Genomic DNA, 14,449 nt, shown 5'->3' with positions numbered 1-14,449 from the left:
TGCTTGAATTCTAATTCCGGCCTGCGCGCGTCCCGCGGGCGCGTGCAGCGCCACCATTGGGGGAATCTCTCGTGACATTCGCTTTCGTTTTTCCGGGGCAGGGATCGCAGTCGGTCGGAATGATGGCCGCCTATGGCGATTCGCCCGTGCTGCGCGCGACCTTTGCCGAAGCTTCCGCTGCGCTCGGTGAGGACCTCTGGCAACTGGTCGCCGACGGCCCGTCCGAAGCGCTGGCGCTCACCGTCAATACGCAGCCGGTGATGCTGGCGGCCGGCGTCGCCACCTATCGCCTGTGGCTGGAAAAGGGCGGACGCGCGCCTGACGTCGTCGCCGGGCACAGCCTCGGCGAGTACGCAGCATTGGTCGCGGCCGGCGTCATCGAGTTTGCCGACGCGGTCCCGCTGGTGCGCCTGCGCGCCGCCGCGATGCAGGAAGCCGTCCCCGCCGGTACCGGCGCGATGGCCGCGATCCTCGGTCTCGACGACGACGGCATCCGCGCCGCCTGTGCCGAAGCGGCTGCCGAAGTCGGCGCCGGCGAGGTCGCCGAAGCGGTCAACTTCAACGCTCCCGGACAGACCGTGATCGCCGGCAACAAGGCCGCGGTCGAGCGCGCCTGCGCGCTGTGCAAGGAGAAGGGCGCCAAGCGCGCCGTGCTGCTGCCGGTGTCGGCGCCCTTCCATTCGTCGCTGATGCAGCCGGCGGCCGAGCGCCTCGCCGTCGGGCTGGCCGCGATCAAGTTCTCGGCGCCGCGCATGCCGGTGGTCAACAACGTCGACGCGCGCGTCGAGAGCGATCCGGAAGCAATCCGCGCGGCGCTGGTGCGTCAGGCCTGCTCGCCGGTGCGCTGGGTCGACAGCATCCGCAGCATCGCCGCGCTGGGCGTGACGACGATCGCCGAATGCGGCCCGGGCAAGGTGCTCGGCGGCCTCTCCAAGCGCTGCGCCGACGGCGTCAGCGGCCTCACGCTCAACGATCTCGCCGCCATCGAGGCGGCACTGGTCACACTTGCCACGCTGGAGTAAGGGATGCTCAACGGAAAAGTCGCTCTCGTCACCGGTGCCTCGCGCGGTATCGGCCAGGCCATCGCCCTGGAACTCGCGCGCCTCGGCGCGACCGTCGTCGGCACCGCGACCAGCGAGGAAGGTGCCGCGCGCATCAGTGCCTATCTCGGCGTCGCCGGCCTCAAGGGCGAAGGCGCCGTGCTCGAGGTCCGCGACGCGGCGCAGGTCGACGCGCTGCTTGCGCAGATCGAGAAGACGCACGGCGCGGTCGCCATCCTCGTGAACAACGCCGGCATCACGCGCGACAACCTCGCCATGCGCATGAAGGACGAGGAGTGGGAAGCGGTCATCGACACCAACCTGAAGGCGGTCTTCCGCCTGTCGAAGGCGGTGATGCGCGGCATGATGAAGGCGCGCAGCGGGCGCATCATCAACGTGACCTCGGTGGTCGGCCATTCGGGCAACCCCGGGCAGGCCAACTACTGCGCCGCCAAGGCCGGTGTCGCCGGCATGAGTCGTGCGCTGGCACGCGAGCTCGGCAGCCGCAACATCACGGTCAATTGCGTCGCCCCCGGCATGATCGAGACCGACATGACGCAGGGCCTCGACGACAAGTTGAAGGAAGCGATGTTGGCGTCGATCCCGCTCGGCCGCCTCGGCGCGCCGCAGGACGTCGCCGCCGCGGTCGCCTTCCTCGCTTCGCCGGCGGCTGCCTACATCACCGGGACGACGATCCACGTCAACGGTGGCATGTTGATGGAGTGAAGCAGGTTTTCGTGGGCTGGTGCTTGGTAGCGTGCCGGCCTATTTGGTAGAATCAAGCGGTTTGTTTCAAACCGGAACTCAGGGAAGGAGCCCTAACAATGTCATCTATCGAAGAGCGCGTCAAAAAGATCGTTGCCGAACAACTCGGCGTGAACGAGGCAGACATCAAGAACGAATCCTCGTTCGTGGACGATCTCGGTGCCGACTCGCTCGACACCGTCGAACTGGTCATGGCGCTCGAAGAGGAATTCGAGTGCGAGATTCCCGACGAAGACGCCGAGAAGATCACCACCGTGCAGCAGGCGATCGACTACGTCCTCGCGCATCAGAAGTAATCGTCGCAGCGGGATCCTCCCGCTGTCCTGACGCCGGCCCGTTCCGCTCAGGCGCGACGGGCGCGGCAGTCGGTTGCGCCACCGGCGAGCCGACATTCGGTCGACCGAGCCCAGGCCTGCCTTTCAGATCTGTCCGGTCGCCTTTTTTCTTTTCCGGGAGCAAAAGTTGACGCGCCGCAGAGTAGTCATCACTGGCTTAGGCATCGTTTCCCCGGTCGGCAACAGCGTCGACCAGGCCTGGCAGAACATCGTCGCCGGTCGTTCCGGCATCGATCACATCACGCGCTTCGACGCGTCCAACTTTCCCGTCAAGATCGCCGGCGAGGTCAAGGACTTCAAGATCGGTGATTACATCTCGCCGAAAGACGCCCGGCGGATGGACACCTTCATCCACTACGGCCTCGCTGCCGGGATCCAGGCGATCCGCGACGCCGGCCTCGAAGCGAATCCTGACGACGCCGACCGCTTCGGCGTCGCCATCGGTTCGGGCATCGGCGGCCTGCCGCTGATCGAGACGACGCACGACGATTACCTCGGTGGCGGCGTGCGCAAGGTCTCGCCGTTCTTCGTCCCGGGCTCGATCATCAACATGATCTCCGGCAACCTGTCGATCATGTACGGCTACAAGGGACCGAACATCTCGCTGGTGACGGCCTGCAGCACCGGCACGCACAGCATCGGCGAAGCCGCGCGCATCATCGAATACGGCGACGCCGACGTGATGATCGCCGGTGGTGCCGAAGCGACCGTGTCGCCGCTTGGCATGGGCGGTTTCTGCGCCGCGCGTGCTCTGTCGACGCGCAACGACGACCCGAAGACCGCCAGCCGTCCGTGGGACCGCGATCGCGACGGTTTCGTCCTCGGCGAGGGCGCAGGCGTGGTCGTGCTCGAGGAGTTCGAGCGCGCCCGTGCCCGTGGCGCGCGCATCTACGGCGAACTGGTCGGCTACGGCCGCAGCGCCGACGCGAACCACATCACCGCGCCCTGCGAGGACGGTTCCGGCGCTGCCGCCTGCATGCTGGCGGCCTTGCGCAACGCCGGCCTCAACCCGAACGACGTCCAGTACCTGAACGCGCACGGTACCTCGACCCCGCTCGGCGACCTTGCCGAAACGACCGCGGTCAAGCGCGCCTTCGGGGAACACGCCAGGCAGCTGGTCGTGAACTCGACCAAGTCGATGACCGGCCACCTGCTCGGCGCCGCCGGCGGCATCGAGGCGGTATTCTCGACGCTGGCCGTCTATCACCAGGTCTCGCCGCCGACGATCAACATCTTCAACCAGGATGAGAAGTGTGACCTCGACTACTGCGCCAACGAGGCGCGTCCGATGAAGATCGACGTCGCGCTGTCGAACTCCTTCGGTTTCGGTGGAACCAACGGCACGGTGGCCATCCGCCGGATCTGATACCGGCGGGCCGAGCCCGATCGACCACCCGCTGCGGCAGCGCTGATCAGGCGATGCCGCAGCCGTCGATCTTTCTGGAGCTGCGCGCCTCACGGCGTCTGCAGCTCTTTTTGTTCGTACTGCATGCGCTCGCCGCCGGCGCCGTCGTGGCGAGCGCGTGGCAGGCATGGGCGGCCGCGGCGCCGCCCGCTGGGACGATGCAGGCGGCCGTCGCCTGCGTCCTGGTTCTTGGCGCGCTGCTGCTCTTTTCCCTGTATCACGGCATCCGTCCGTCGCCGGTGAGCGCGCTGCGCCTCGGCGCCCGGGGCGGGCTCGCCGTGCGCGACCGCAGCGGCGAGTGGCGTGACTGCCTCGTTCGCGCGGACAGTGCCGTCCTGCCCTGCGTCGTGATCCTGCGCCTGGAGGAAGTGCCGCCGGTCGACGGCAAGGAGGAAGGCTCGCGCAGCAGGCTGCGCCGGCGACGCGTCGGCACGCTGGTCCTGCCGGCCGATGCGCTGGTCGATCGCCGGCAGTTCCGCGCGCTGCGCGTCTGGCTGCGCTGGCGTGGCGGCGCTAGCGGCGCCGCGCCGGCTTGAGGATGGTCGGCCGCGCCTTCGGCAGGGTGTCCGGATAGTCGCGGCTGAAGTGCAGTCCGCGGCTTTCGCGGCGGCGCAGTGCACAGCGCACGATCAGGTCGGCGGTGTCCACGAGGTTGCGCAGTTCGATCAGGTCGTTGTTCACGCGGAAGTTCGAGTAGAAGTCCTCGATTTCGCGCTTCAGCAGGCGGATGCGGTTCTGCGCGCGCTGCAGGCGCTTGGTCGTGCGCACGATGCCGACGTAGTCCCACATGAAGCGGCGCAGTTCGTCCCAGTTGTGCGCGATGACGACTTCCTCGTCCGGGTCGGAGACGCGGCTCTCGTCCCACTCCGGCAGCGCCGGCATGGGGACCTGTCCCTGCGCACGGATGTCCTCGACCGCCGCCTGCGAGAAGATCAGGCATTCGAGCAGCGAGTTGCTGGCCAGGCGATTGGCCCCGTGCAGGCCGCTGCATTGCGCTTCGCCGGCGGCGTAGAGGCCGGGCAGGTCGGTGCGCGCATGCACGTCGGTGAGGATGCCGCCGCAGGTGTAATGCGCGGCAGGAACGACGGGAATCGGGTCGCGCGTGATGTCGATGCCCAGTTCGAGGCAGCGCGCGAGGATGTTCGGGAAGTGCTCGTGCAGGAAAGCGGCCGGCTTGTGCGAGATGTCGAGGTAGACGCAGTCTATGCCGCGCTTCTTCATCTCGAAGTCGATCGCGCGCGCGACCACGTCGCGTGGCGCCAGTTCGGCGCGTTCGTCGTGCTCGGGCATGAAGCGCGTGCCGTCGGGGAGGCGCAGGATGCCGCCTTCGCCGCGTACCGCCTCCGAGATCAGGAAGGACTTCGCCTGCGGGTGGTAGAGGCAGGTCGGGTGGAACTGGATGAATTCCATGTTGCCGACGCGGCAGCCGGCGCGCCAGGCCATGGCAATGCCGTCGCCGGTCGAGGTGTCCGGGTTGGTCGTATACAGATAGACCTTGCCGGCACCGCCGGTGGCGATCAGCGTGTTCGGCGCGCCGATGGTATGCACCTCGCCGGTCAGCGTGTTCAGGACGTAGGCGCCGTAGCAGCGCTGGTCCGCCAGGCCGAGCTTGGCGCCGGTGATCAGGTCGATCGCGATGTGGTGTTCGAAGACCGTGATGTTCGGGTGATTGCGTACCTTGGGCGTCAGCGTGTCCTGCACCGCGAGTCCGGTGGCGTCGGCGACGTGGATGACGCGGCGCGCGCTGTGTCCGCCCTCGCGCGTCAGGTGGTAGCCCTTCTCGTCGCGCGAGAAGGGGACACCCTGCTCGATCAGCCACTCGATCGCCGAGCGGCCGTTCTCGACGACGAAGCGCGTTGCCACCGGGTCGTTGAGGTTCGAACCGGCAATGAAGGTGTCGCGGATGTGCGCCTCGATCGAGTCACGACTGTCGAGCACGGCGGCGATCCCGCCCTGGGCCCAGCTCGAAGCGCTGTCCTCCAGCGCGCGCTTGCTGATCAGCCCGACACGATGCGTCGGCGCCAGGCGAAGGGCAGCCGATTGTCCGGCAAGTCCGCTGCCGATGATGAGGACGTCGAAATCAAGCGCCACGATGCAGTCCCTGTAACAAAAAAGGGCTAGCAATATAGCACGCCGGGTGCGGACTAGGGCGGCGGCCGGTCCCGATCGCCAGGCTTCATGCTGCCGCCTGGCGAACGCGGTTACGGCCATCTGCCTTGGCCTGATAGAGCGCCTCGTCGGCCAGGCGCAGCAGCGTGTCCGGCGTCGTCGTCGGGGCGGGAACGAGGGTGGCGAGGCCGATGCTCGCCGTCACCTGGCCACTCGGCGAGCGGGCATGGGCCAGCTTGATGTCTTCGACGGCGGAACGCAGTTTTTCCGCGAACTGCAGCGCGCCGTGCTGATCGGCGTCGGCGATGAGCACGAACTCCTCGCCGCCGTAGCGGGCGAGCAGGTCGCCGCTGCGCTGGCAGCATGATCGCAGGGCAGCGGCGATCGCGCGCAGACACTCGTCACCAGCCTGGTGACCGTAATGGTCGTTGTAAGCCTTGAACATGTCGACATCGAGCATCAGCAGGGACAGCGGCTGTTGCTGCCGTTGTGCCCGCTTCCACTCGACCGCGAGTGTCTGGTCGAACTGACGGCGGTTGGCGATCCCGGTCAGCGGGTCGGTGGTGGACAATTCGGCGAGGCGCTGGTTGGCCTCCTTGAGGTCCGCGGTTTGCCGCGCCACTTCCAGGTCGAGCTTGGCGGTGAGCTCGCGCTCGCTGATCAGCGCCGACGCCAGCCGTGACATGAGCATGACGCCGAACAGCAGGATGAGCCCGGTGTAGGCGTAGGTGATCCAGTAGACTCCGGTGAACGATCCCGTCCCGTTCAGCCGCAGGAAGTCGAGCACGCTGGCGAGCATCAGCAGCGCGTAGTTCAGCGTGACCCAGGCATGCACCGTCTGACGCGAACGCCAGCTCCAGTAGATCACCGCGGGGACCATGGCCAGCGCCAGTGCCATCAGCGGCACATACAGCAACACTACCAGCCAGCGATCGTTACCGCCGAGCCAGACGATGAGCGGCATGAGCAGCGCGTAGCCGACCAGCCCCCGCCGCACGGCGACGCCGGCGCGCTCGAAAAACACGAGCAGCGTCAACAGCAGCAGTGGCACCGACACCATGCGCGAGGAGAAGATGAACCAGCTGAACAGTTCGAAGCCGACCAGTGGCGTGCTGACCAGGACGTTCAGATTGCTCAGCGCATTGACGATGCTGCACAGCCCGAACCACAGGAACACGTTCTCGGTACGCAGGATCGCGGCCACGGCCAGTGCCAGCAGACCGAGGCACAGACTGACCCAGGTCAGCGCCCGGATCAGTTCGACGCGCAGCAGGCGATCGCGCAGGTAGGGGCCGCGATCGAGTTCCTGCGCCGATCCGACCTGCACCGGCGCCAGTCCGTTCATCTGGCGCTGATTGGCGAAGACTTCGACTTCGATCGTGTTCGTTCCGGCTTGCCAGAGGCCGACCGGCGGCACGAACAGGTAGGGGCGGTGCAGGCAGCGCAGCTCTTCGAGGGGGCCTGGCTCGCAGGCGCCGAGCGGCTGTCCGTTCAGTGCCAACTGACCGGACAGGCTGACTTTGCTCACGTAAATCCCGAGCGGCTCCGCCGGTGGCGCTGGTAACTCTATTTGCAGGGTGTAGCGCACACGTCCGCCGGCGGGAGCGAAATCATCCGGCTGCAGGAGATTGGGCAGGCTGACCTGACGTTCGCCGCTCGGGCTCGAAAGGACGGCCTGGTCGAGCGTTTGCGCGGCGAGTGACGGTGCGCCGGCCAGCGTAGCGAGGCTCGCGCAAGCGAGGATGAAGCCCAGCCAGGCCGAGCGTTGGCAGCGGAAGAGGTGCCTCAGGAAGCGCATGAGCGTATCAATGGTGGATGAGTTCGGGCAGCAGCCCGGCCAGCGGACGATCCCCCGGGATTATGCCCGATCGGTGCCCGGCCGCCTTGCGAAAATGCCGATGGTCACTGCGCTTGCAAGCTCGGCGCCTGTCGCGGCGTCGGGCTCTTCGGTATCATGTGGAAGGATTCCTTCATGACAAGTACCGATGCATTTCCGCCTGTTCCTGCCGCTGGCGCTGTTCTCCCTGCCTGTCCTCGCGCACGACCTGTGGATCGAGAAGGATGCCGGCGGCTACGTGCTTTTCCAGGGACACCGTCATTCGGCCCATGAAGGGGCGGAACTCGTTCCGTATGCCGCGAGTGCAGTGCAGGCGGTGAGCTGCGTCGCCGCCGACGGCAGCGCCAAGCTCCTGCCGCCGGCCAAGGCTTACCCGGCACGCTTCGCTGGCGACTGCGCTTCGCTGCTGACCACCTTCTCGACCGGCTACTGGACGAAGACCGTCTGGGAAACGAAGAACATCGCCAGGACCGGAATCTCCGGGGTGATCAGGAGCTGGTACGCCGAGGAGTCGCTGAAGTACGTCGAGCGCTGGGGGACGGGCAGTGCGGAGCCGGCAGGCCGCGGCTTCGAGATCAGCGCGACGACCAACCCGTTCGCCCTGCGCGTGGGTGACAAGCTCGTCGTGCAGGTGAGCGATTCCGGCAAGCCGGTCGCCGGCGTGCCGGTGGCTTACGCGGGCGATACGCGCGGCGCGACCGGCCCGGACGGCAAGGTCGCGATTCGTCTGCGCCGGGGCGGCATGCAGTTGATCACGGCGTCGCTGGAAACGCCTCTCGCCGACGGCAAGGCCGACGTCCTGCTGCGCACGGCTGCGCTGCAGTTCGAGATTGCCCGGTGAGGGCCGCAGCGCTCTTCCTCGGCGGGCTGCTGGCGTGCACCGCGGCCGGCGCGCACGAACTGAAAATGGATAGCCAGCGCGAGACGGCCAGCGTCGTTCGCCTCTCCTGGGCCGATGGCCAGCCGTTCGCCTTCGAGGCCTACGAACTCTACCTCCCCGGCCAGGACGTCCCCACGCAGGTCGGGCGAACCGACGCGTTCGGGAGGATCGTCTTCCTGCCGGGAGCGAATCACGAATGGCGGATCAGGGCCTTCTCGGCCGACGGCCACGGCGTGGACCAGTTGCTGCAGCTCGACGCGAGCGAAGGAGGAAATGTCGGAGATGCCGCCGGCTCGGGCAGTGCGGCAGGCGGCGACAAGCCGCGCGCCTGGCTGCTCGCCGCCGGTCTCGGCGTCGTCTTCGGGCTGTTCGGTCTCGTCCAGCTCTTCATGCGCAGGAGACGCCCGTGAAGCGCTTCGCGCTTGCGCTGCTGTCTCTCCTTGCGCTGCCGGCGTCGGCGCATCACGGGGTCGCCGGCATCGGTGCTGCCGCCCTGCGCGGCCCGGGTGCGCCGCTGGAGGCGGCGACCTCGACCGTCCTGCCGGAGGGCAGGGCGCTCGCGTATTTCAAGCTCGACGATGCGCGCTTCAAGACCTACGACCCGGCGGCACCCGAAGCCGACCGCTCGCGCTTCACGATGCTCGGGCTCGGCTACGGCTTCACGCCCTGGTTTTCGGCCTACGCCTTCGTCCCCCACCACGAAAAGCGCGACGAATCCGGCGGACAGAACTCGCGTGGCGTCGCCGACGTCTCGCTGCTGGGGCAGGTCGGCTTCAAGTACGACCAGGGTTTCCGGCTGATCCCGGCGAACGAGAGCCTCGACGACCTCGACGACTGGCACTTCTCGCTCTTCGCCGGCGGCACGCTGCCGACTGGCGACGCCAACCGTCGCCTCGGTGACGGCAGCATCGATCCCGGCAAGTCCCCGGGTTTCGGCAAGCCTTCGCGGCTGTTCGGCCTCAGCGCGAGCAGGATGCTCGGTGACAGGCTGACCTTCAGCGGCGAGGCCTCGATCCTTCGTTTCAGCGAATTCACCTACGACGACGGGCAGCGCATGCGTTTCGGCGACGAGAGCCGCTTCAACCTGGCGCTGGCTTACCGCGCGTTCACCGACCCCGAGCGGAAGTTCCGCCTCGATCCGGTGCTCGAGCTGCAGTATCTGGGCCTCGGCCGCGACCAGGAAAACGGTGCTGGCGCCAGCGCGACCGGTGGTCGGATCGTCTATGCGCTGCCCGGCGTGCGCATTTACTGGCAGGACATGAGTTTCGCGCTCGGGGTCAAGAAACCGGTGTGGACACGGCTCAACGAGAGCGCCGGGCAGCAGGGCGCCGAGGGCAAGGAGAACTGGCGCCTGATCTTCTCCGCTTCGCTGTTGTTCTGAGGCTGCCGATGCACATTCCCGACGGTTTCCTCTCGCCGCAAACCTACCTGCCTGCCTGGGGGCTGGCCGCACTCGCCTGGGCCTGGGCGGCGCGCGGCCTGCGTGCGTCCCTCGACGAGACGACGGTGCCACGCCTGGCGATGGCGACGGCGCTGGCCTACGCGCTCGGCCTCGTCATGGTACCGATCCCGGGCGGCACTTCCGGACACGCGCTCGGCGTCGCCATCCTGGCGCTGGTGTTCGGCGTGCGTCAGGCTTTCCTCGCCTGCAGCCTCGTCCTGCTGCTGCAGGCGCTGCTCTTCGGCGCCGGCGGCATCACCGCGCTTCCGGTCAATGCGCTGGCGATCGGCCTGTGCGGCGCGCTCGCCGCCGTCGGCGCACGACGCCTCTGCGCAGGCATGGGGGAAACTGTTTCGGTTGCGCTCGCCGCCTGGCTGTCGGTGGTCGTCTCGGGGCTCGTCGTCGCGCTGGTGCTCGGGATCCAGCCGGCGATCGCGCAGCGCCCCGACGGCTCGCCCCTGTTCTTCCCCTTCGGCCTTGCACTGACGCTGCCGGCGGTGCTCGTCCCGCACGCGCTGATCGGCGTCGGCGAGGCGGTCGTCACCGTCCTCGTTTTCCGTTACGCGAAGGCGCGCCGATGGCCGACTCCCTGACGCCGCGCCGCCGCCTGCTGCTCTATCTCGGCGCGGTGGTCGGCATCACCTTCGTCCATCAGCCGCTGCCGCTGGCGCTGCTCCTCTGCGGCGCGCTCGCCCTTTCCGGACGCCGGCGTTGGCGGCTGCTGCAGAAGACCCTGTTCGCGATGCTCGCCTTCAACCTCTGCGTCAGCCTGGGCTACCTGGCGCTGAGCCTGTGGCAGGGGAAGGTCAGCGGCGACTGGCTGCTGCTCGCCAATCTGCGCAGCTGCCTGCTCGTCTACCTCGGCTTCTGGTTCATCGCCACGACCGATCTGCTCGCCGCGCTGGCCGGCTTCCCGCTGCTGTGCCTGCTGCTGACGCTGACGATCGGCCAGATGCAGACCTTCACGCGCGTCCTGCGCGACTTCCGGCTGGCCTTCGCCAGCCGCAACCTGCGCCGGCCGGGTCGTCGCGCGCAGGCGCTGCACGCGGCGGCACAGGCGCAGCACCTGCTGGACAAGTCGGTCGCTGCCGCGAGCGAGTCGGCGCTGGCGATGCGTTCGCGCGGAGCCTTCGATGATTGAGTTGTGCAGGGTCGGCTTTGCCTGGCCCGGCGAGCCGAATCTCCTCAGCGAACTCTCGTTCTCGATCCGGCCCGGCGAGAAGGTGGTCCTGCTCGGCACCAACGGCTGCGGCAAGTCGACGCTGTTGAAGCTGATGAACGGCCTGATCGAACCCGCTTCGGGCGAGCTGCGCTGGCAGGGCGAGCGGCTCAGCCGTTCCTGGCTGCGCCGGCCGGGCAATGCGCTCGCCTTCCGCCGCGCCTGCGTCCTCCTCTTCCAGCACCCGGAAGCGATGCTGTTCAACCCGAGCGTGCGCGACGAGCTGGCCTACGGTCCGCGGCAACTGGGGCTCGACGATGTCGATCGACGCGTCGCCTGCTGGGCCCGGCAACTGGCGCTGGAGCCCTTGCTCGACAAGCCGCCCTTCCAGCTCTCCGGTGGGCAGAAGCAGAAGGTGGCGCTGGCCAGCCTGCTCACCCTCGACCCCGACTGGCTGCTCCTCGACGAACCCTCGGCGAGCCTCGACCCGGCGACGGTCGGCTGGCTGATCGACACGCTGCTCGACTCGGGCAAGACCCTGGTCGTCGCCACGCACAACCTGTCGCTGGCCGCCGAACTCGGCGAACGCTGCCTCCTCCTCGGCAGCGACGGCCGCCTCCTCTTCGACGGCCCGCTGCCGGCGGTGCTCTCGAACCTGCCCCTGCTCGAACGCGCTGGCCTTGCACACCGCCACGCGCATCGCCACGCCGGCAAGGAGCACGCGCACGTCCATGTGCACGACTGGCAGTAATCGAGGGACGGCATGCTTGATCCGTCCGAATCAAGCATGCCGTCCCCGTCGTGCTCAGAGCAGTTGCTCGATTTCGGCAGCGAGTGCATCCGGCGAGGTCGCCGGCGCGGCGCGGCTGACGACACGACCCTGACGGTCGACGAGGAACTTGGTGAAGTTCCACTTGATCGACTGGCTGCCGAGCAGGCCCGGCGCCTCCTGCTTGAGCAGGCGGAAGAGCGGGTGCGTGTTCTCGCCATTGACCTCGATCTTGGCGAACATCGGGAAGCTGACGCCGTAGTTCTTCTCGCAGAAGGCGCCGATCTCGACCTCGCTGCCCGGCTCCTGCGCGCCGAACTGGTTGCACGGGAAGCCGAGCACGACCAGGCCGCGTTCCCGGTAGCGCCGGTAGAGCGCTTCGAGACCGGCGTATTGCGGCGTGAAGCCGCAGCGGCTGGCGGTATTTACAATCAGCAGGACTTTTCCCGCATAGTCGGCGAGCGACTGCGTGCTGCCGTCGAGGCGTTCTGCGGACAGGGCGTAGAGGGCGGATTGGGTTGCAGGCATCGGCATCTCCCGGAAAAGTGGACGTAAACGTTCGTAAAGTCTGGGAAAGTATTGGAAAAGGTCGGCACACGCGGCGATCGACCTGCTTCTGACCAGCCGCCGCGGCGAATCGTTCGCCGCAGGCGCGCTTCAGCGCTCGTCGTGCTCCGCCGAGATGGCCATCGCCGCGCAGAAACGATTGCGTCCGGCCTGCTTGGCGCGGTACATCGCCTGGTCGGCGCAGCGCAGCAGCAGGTCGGGCTCGCTGCCGTCGTCGGGGTAGAGGGCGACGCCGATGCTCGCCGACACCTGCAGCGACAGACCATCGATGGCGAGCGGCTGGCGCGCGGCGTCGAGCAGACGCTCAAGGACCGGCCTCAGCTGCGCGGCCTCGCTCAGCTCGCCGAGGACGGCGACGAACTCGTCGCCACCGATCCGCGCCAGCGTGTCGCATTCGCGCAGCGTCGCCTTCATCCTGGCGGCGACCGCGACCAGCAGCGCGTCGCCGACGTCGTGACCGTGCGTGTCGTTGATCGCCTTGAAGCCGTCGAGGTCGAGGAAGGCGACCGCCAGACCTTGCCGCTGCCGCCTGGCGATGGTGATCGCCTGCTGCAGACGATCACCGAGCAGCACGCGGTTGGGCAGCCCCGTCAGGCTGTCGTGATGGGCGACGTGTTCGAGTTGCTGCTGGTGGTTCTTGCTCTCGGTGATGTCGGAGAACAGCGCCACGTAGTTCTGCACGCGTCCGTCCTCGCCGCGCACCGCGCTGATGGTGCTCTGCGCCGCAAACAGGCTGCCGTCCTTCCGTCGGTCCCACAGGTCGCCGGACCAGTAGCCGCGCCGGCTTAGGTTCTCCCACATCGATGCATAGAAGGTGGCCGACTGGCGCCCCGACTTCAGCAGGCGCGGATTCTGGCCGACGACCTCCGCGCGCGCATAGCCGGTCAGTTCGCTGAAGGCCTCGTTGACCTCGACGATCCTGCCCTCGGCGTCGGTGATGATGATCGCCTCGTGCGCATGGGTGAACACGCTGGCGGCGAGCTGGAGCCGCGCTTCCTGCGCGCGCAGGAGCTCGGCGGTGCGCCTTGCTTCGCCGAGGCGCGCGTCGAATTCCTGTGCGCGCAGCGTGCCGATCGAGCGCGCGCCGAGCGCGGTGGCGCCGATCGCGAGCAAGCCGAGCGCGAAGACGATCGCCACCTGGCTTGCCCATTCCGACTTGAAGTCGCCGGTGGCCATGCCGACGAGCACGTATAGCGGATAGTCGGCGACGCGTAGGTAGGTGTTGATGCGCTCGATCCCGTCGATCGCTGTCGCCGCGATGTAGCTGCCGCCCTCCGGGTGCGCGGCGATCGCTGCCTGCAGTTCGGCCGAGACCTTGCGGCTGCCGAGCGGAAGCGGCCCCCTGGTCGCGCTGGCACGGGCAACCAGCGCCATGTCGGCCATGCGCAGCGTCGCCGCCCCCGCCTGGCCGAGCTCGAGCACGTCGAGCTGGCGCTGGAGCTCGTCGACCGGGATCGCGGCGATGAGTACGCCGGCGAATTCTCCATCCGCCGCGCGCAGCGGGTGCGCGATGCCGATCACCCAGCGCTGGCTGAGCTTTGCCCGCAGCGGCCCGAAGACGATCGAAGCGCTCTCCGGATGCGCCTTCAGTTGCCGAAAATACTCGCGCTCGGCGACCGAATCGTTTTCACCGGCGGGCAGTCCGAAGCCGTCGCCGAGCACGCCGTTGGCGTCGGTCGCGCGCAAGGCGATGATTTCCGGAAGCAGTTCGCTCTGGCGCAGCAGGAAGCTGCTGATGCGCGCCGCGGCGGCGTGCCCGTCGCTCGCCAGAACGGGCTCGATCTCGAGAGCGGCCGCGCGCACGGCAACGTCCACCTTCGACAGCGAATCGTGGACCTGTCGTTCGAGGAGCCTGACGAGGTTGAAGGTCGCCACCGCTGCCCGGTCGCGCGAGGCGAGCCATTCGCGATAGGAGAAGAAGCCGGTGAAGGCGACGATCAAGGCGAACAGGAAGGCCGCGACCAGCAGCAGCTGCCGACGGATCGGATCGCTGCGCCAAGTCCTGATCGTCGCGCCAGGCGTACGGGCGCCGGCAGCGTTGTCCGCTGCCGTTCCGGGCGGCGCAGGGGGCGTGTGCATCGGTGGATCCGTTCCGTCGGTCCGTGCTGATGGAAGTCGCGCTCGCCCGATCCGTGCTGGCGG

At 68.0% G+C, this 14,449-nt stretch carries 15 protein-coding genes; 11 read left to right on the top strand and 4 right to left on the bottom strand.

Annotated features, from left to right (window positions below):
* Nucleotides 1–71 precede the first annotated feature (71 nt).
* The 5 genes from fabD to CCR84_RS10745 all read left to right on the top strand — a co-directional run bounded on the left by fabD (nt 72) and on the right by CCR84_RS10745 (nt 4,081).
* Entirely contained in the window at nt 72–1,022 is a 951-nt protein-coding gene (fabD, locus tag CCR84_RS10765) for an ACP S-malonyltransferase (RefSeq protein ID WP_201212115.1), read from the top strand.
* A 3-nt stretch (nt 1,023–1,025) separates the two neighbouring features.
* Nucleotides 1,026–1,766: a 3-oxoacyl-ACP reductase FabG gene (gene fabG, locus CCR84_RS10760; protein WP_201212113.1), complete on the top strand. Its 741-nt coding sequence runs from the start codon at nt 1,026–1,028 to the stop codon at nt 1,764–1,766.
* A 98-nt stretch (nt 1,767–1,864) separates the two neighbouring features.
* On the top strand, nt 1,865–2,101 hold the full coding sequence (acpP, locus tag CCR84_RS10755) for an acyl carrier protein (RefSeq protein ID WP_201212110.1): 237 nt from the start codon (nt 1,865–1,867) through the stop codon (nt 2,099–2,101).
* A 166-nt stretch (nt 2,102–2,267) separates the two neighbouring features.
* The gene (gene fabF, locus CCR84_RS10750; protein ID WP_201212108.1) at nt 2,268–3,506 is read left to right on the top strand and encodes a beta-ketoacyl-ACP synthase II; all 1,239 of its coding nucleotides are present in this window, start codon (nt 2,268–2,270) and stop codon (nt 3,504–3,506) included.
* 53 nt (nt 3,507–3,559) lie between these two features.
* Nucleotides 3,560–4,081 carry a protein YgfX gene (locus CCR84_RS10745; protein WP_338052598.1) on the top strand — a complete coding sequence of 174 codons (522 nt, stop codon included), beginning with the start codon at nt 3,560–3,562 and terminating at the stop codon, nt 4,079–4,081.
* On the opposite strand, the gene nadB is transcribed toward CCR84_RS10745, so the two are convergent.
* Together nadB and CCR84_RS10735 are read right to left on the bottom strand one after the other, a co-directional pair.
* The gene (gene nadB / locus CCR84_RS10740; RefSeq protein WP_201212104.1) at nt 4,059–5,636 is read right to left on the bottom strand and encodes an L-aspartate oxidase; all 1,578 of its coding nucleotides are present in this window, start codon (nt 5,634–5,636) and stop codon (nt 4,059–4,061) included. The genes CCR84_RS10745 and nadB overlap by 23 nt on opposite strands.
* Nucleotides 5,637–5,721: 85 nt before the next feature.
* Nucleotides 5,722–7,452 (bottom strand): GGDEF domain-containing protein, encoded by a 1,731-nt coding sequence (locus tag CCR84_RS10735; protein ID WP_201212102.1) that lies wholly within the window; start codon nt 7,450–7,452, stop codon nt 5,722–5,724.
* A 187-nt stretch (nt 7,453–7,639) separates the two neighbouring features.
* Here CCR84_RS10735 and CCR84_RS10730 point away from each other — a divergent pair, with 187 nt between their 5' ends.
* From CCR84_RS10730 to CCR84_RS10705, 6 genes are read left to right on the top strand one after another with little or no spacing between them, the layout of a single operon-like run.
* Nucleotides 7,640–8,332, top strand: a complete 693-nt coding sequence (locus CCR84_RS10730) for a DUF4198 domain-containing protein (protein WP_201212100.1) — start codon at nt 7,640–7,642, stop codon at nt 8,330–8,332.
* Nucleotides 8,329–8,781 carry a hypothetical protein gene (locus CCR84_RS10725; protein ID WP_201212098.1) on the top strand — a complete coding sequence of 151 codons (453 nt, stop codon included), beginning with the start codon at nt 8,329–8,331 and terminating at the stop codon, nt 8,779–8,781. The genes CCR84_RS10730 and CCR84_RS10725 overlap by 4 nt, the downstream gene beginning before the upstream one ends.
* Nucleotides 8,778–9,752 (top strand): transporter family protein, encoded by a 975-nt coding sequence (locus CCR84_RS10720; RefSeq protein ID WP_201212096.1) that lies wholly within the window; start codon nt 8,778–8,780, stop codon nt 9,750–9,752. Before CCR84_RS10725 ends, CCR84_RS10720 begins: the two co-directional genes overlap by 4 nt.
* 8 nt (nt 9,753–9,760) lie before the next feature.
* Nucleotides 9,761–10,405, top strand: a complete 645-nt coding sequence (locus tag CCR84_RS10715) for an energy-coupling factor ABC transporter permease (RefSeq protein ID WP_201212094.1) — start codon at nt 9,761–9,763, stop codon at nt 10,403–10,405.
* On the top strand, nt 10,390–10,953 hold the full coding sequence (locus tag CCR84_RS10710; protein WP_201212092.1) for a hypothetical protein: 564 nt from the start codon (nt 10,390–10,392) through the stop codon (nt 10,951–10,953). Before CCR84_RS10715 ends, CCR84_RS10710 begins: the two co-directional genes overlap by 16 nt.
* A complete protein-coding gene (locus tag CCR84_RS10705; protein WP_201212090.1) occupies nt 10,946–11,722 on the top strand; it encodes an energy-coupling factor ABC transporter ATP-binding protein in 777 nt (258 codons plus the stop codon). The genes CCR84_RS10710 and CCR84_RS10705 overlap by 8 nt, the downstream gene beginning before the upstream one ends.
* Nucleotides 11,723–11,776: 54 nt before the next feature.
* Here CCR84_RS10705 and CCR84_RS10700 read toward each other — a convergent pair whose 3' ends face one another.
* Nucleotides 11,777–12,274, bottom strand: a complete 498-nt coding sequence (locus CCR84_RS10700) for a glutathione peroxidase (RefSeq protein WP_420825393.1) — start codon at nt 12,272–12,274, stop codon at nt 11,777–11,779.
* 123 nt (nt 12,275–12,397) lie between these two features.
* Nucleotides 12,398–14,386 (bottom strand): sensor domain-containing diguanylate cyclase, encoded by a 1,989-nt coding sequence (locus CCR84_RS10695; protein ID WP_201212086.1) that lies wholly within the window; start codon nt 14,384–14,386, stop codon nt 12,398–12,400.
* Between the last annotated feature and the right edge of the window lie 63 nt (nt 14,387–14,449).

This window comes from Rhodocyclus purpureus (assembly GCF_016653115.1).
Classification (GTDB): Bacteria; Pseudomonadota; Gammaproteobacteria; order Burkholderiales; family Rhodocyclaceae; genus Rhodocyclus; species Rhodocyclus purpureus.
This window is presented reverse-complemented; position numbering and strand designations above follow the sequence as displayed.

Coding starts and splice junctions, on each gene's coding strand:
- CCR84_RS10715 (WP_201212094.1), top strand. CDS start 9,761: ATGCACATTCCCGACGGTTTCCTCTCGCCGCAAACCTACCTGCCTGCC.
- CCR84_RS10700 (WP_420825393.1), bottom strand. CDS start 12,274: ATGCCGATGCCTGCAACCCAATCCGCCCTCTACGCCCTGTCCGCAGAA.
- CCR84_RS10730 (WP_201212100.1), top strand. CDS start 7,640: ATGCATTTCCGCCTGTTCCTGCCGCTGGCGCTGTTCTCCCTGCCTGTC.
- CCR84_RS10735 (WP_201212102.1), bottom strand. CDS start 7,452: ATGCGCTTCCTGAGGCACCTCTTCCGCTGCCAACGCTCGGCCTGGCTG.
- CCR84_RS10710 (WP_201212092.1), top strand. CDS start 10,390: ATGGCCGACTCCCTGACGCCGCGCCGCCGCCTGCTGCTCTATCTCGGC.
- CCR84_RS10705 (WP_201212090.1), top strand. CDS start 10,946: ATGATTGAGTTGTGCAGGGTCGGCTTTGCCTGGCCCGGCGAGCCGAAT.
- CCR84_RS10745 (WP_338052598.1), top strand. CDS start 3,560: ATGCCGCAGCCGTCGATCTTTCTGGAGCTGCGCGCCTCACGGCGTCTG.
- CCR84_RS10695 (WP_201212086.1), bottom strand. CDS start 14,386: ATGCACACGCCCCCTGCGCCGCCCGGAACGGCAGCGGACAACGCTGCC.
- acpP (WP_201212110.1), top strand. CDS start 1,865: ATGTCATCTATCGAAGAGCGCGTCAAAAAGATCGTTGCCGAACAACTC.
- fabG (WP_201212113.1), top strand. CDS start 1,026: ATGCTCAACGGAAAAGTCGCTCTCGTCACCGGTGCCTCGCGCGGTATC.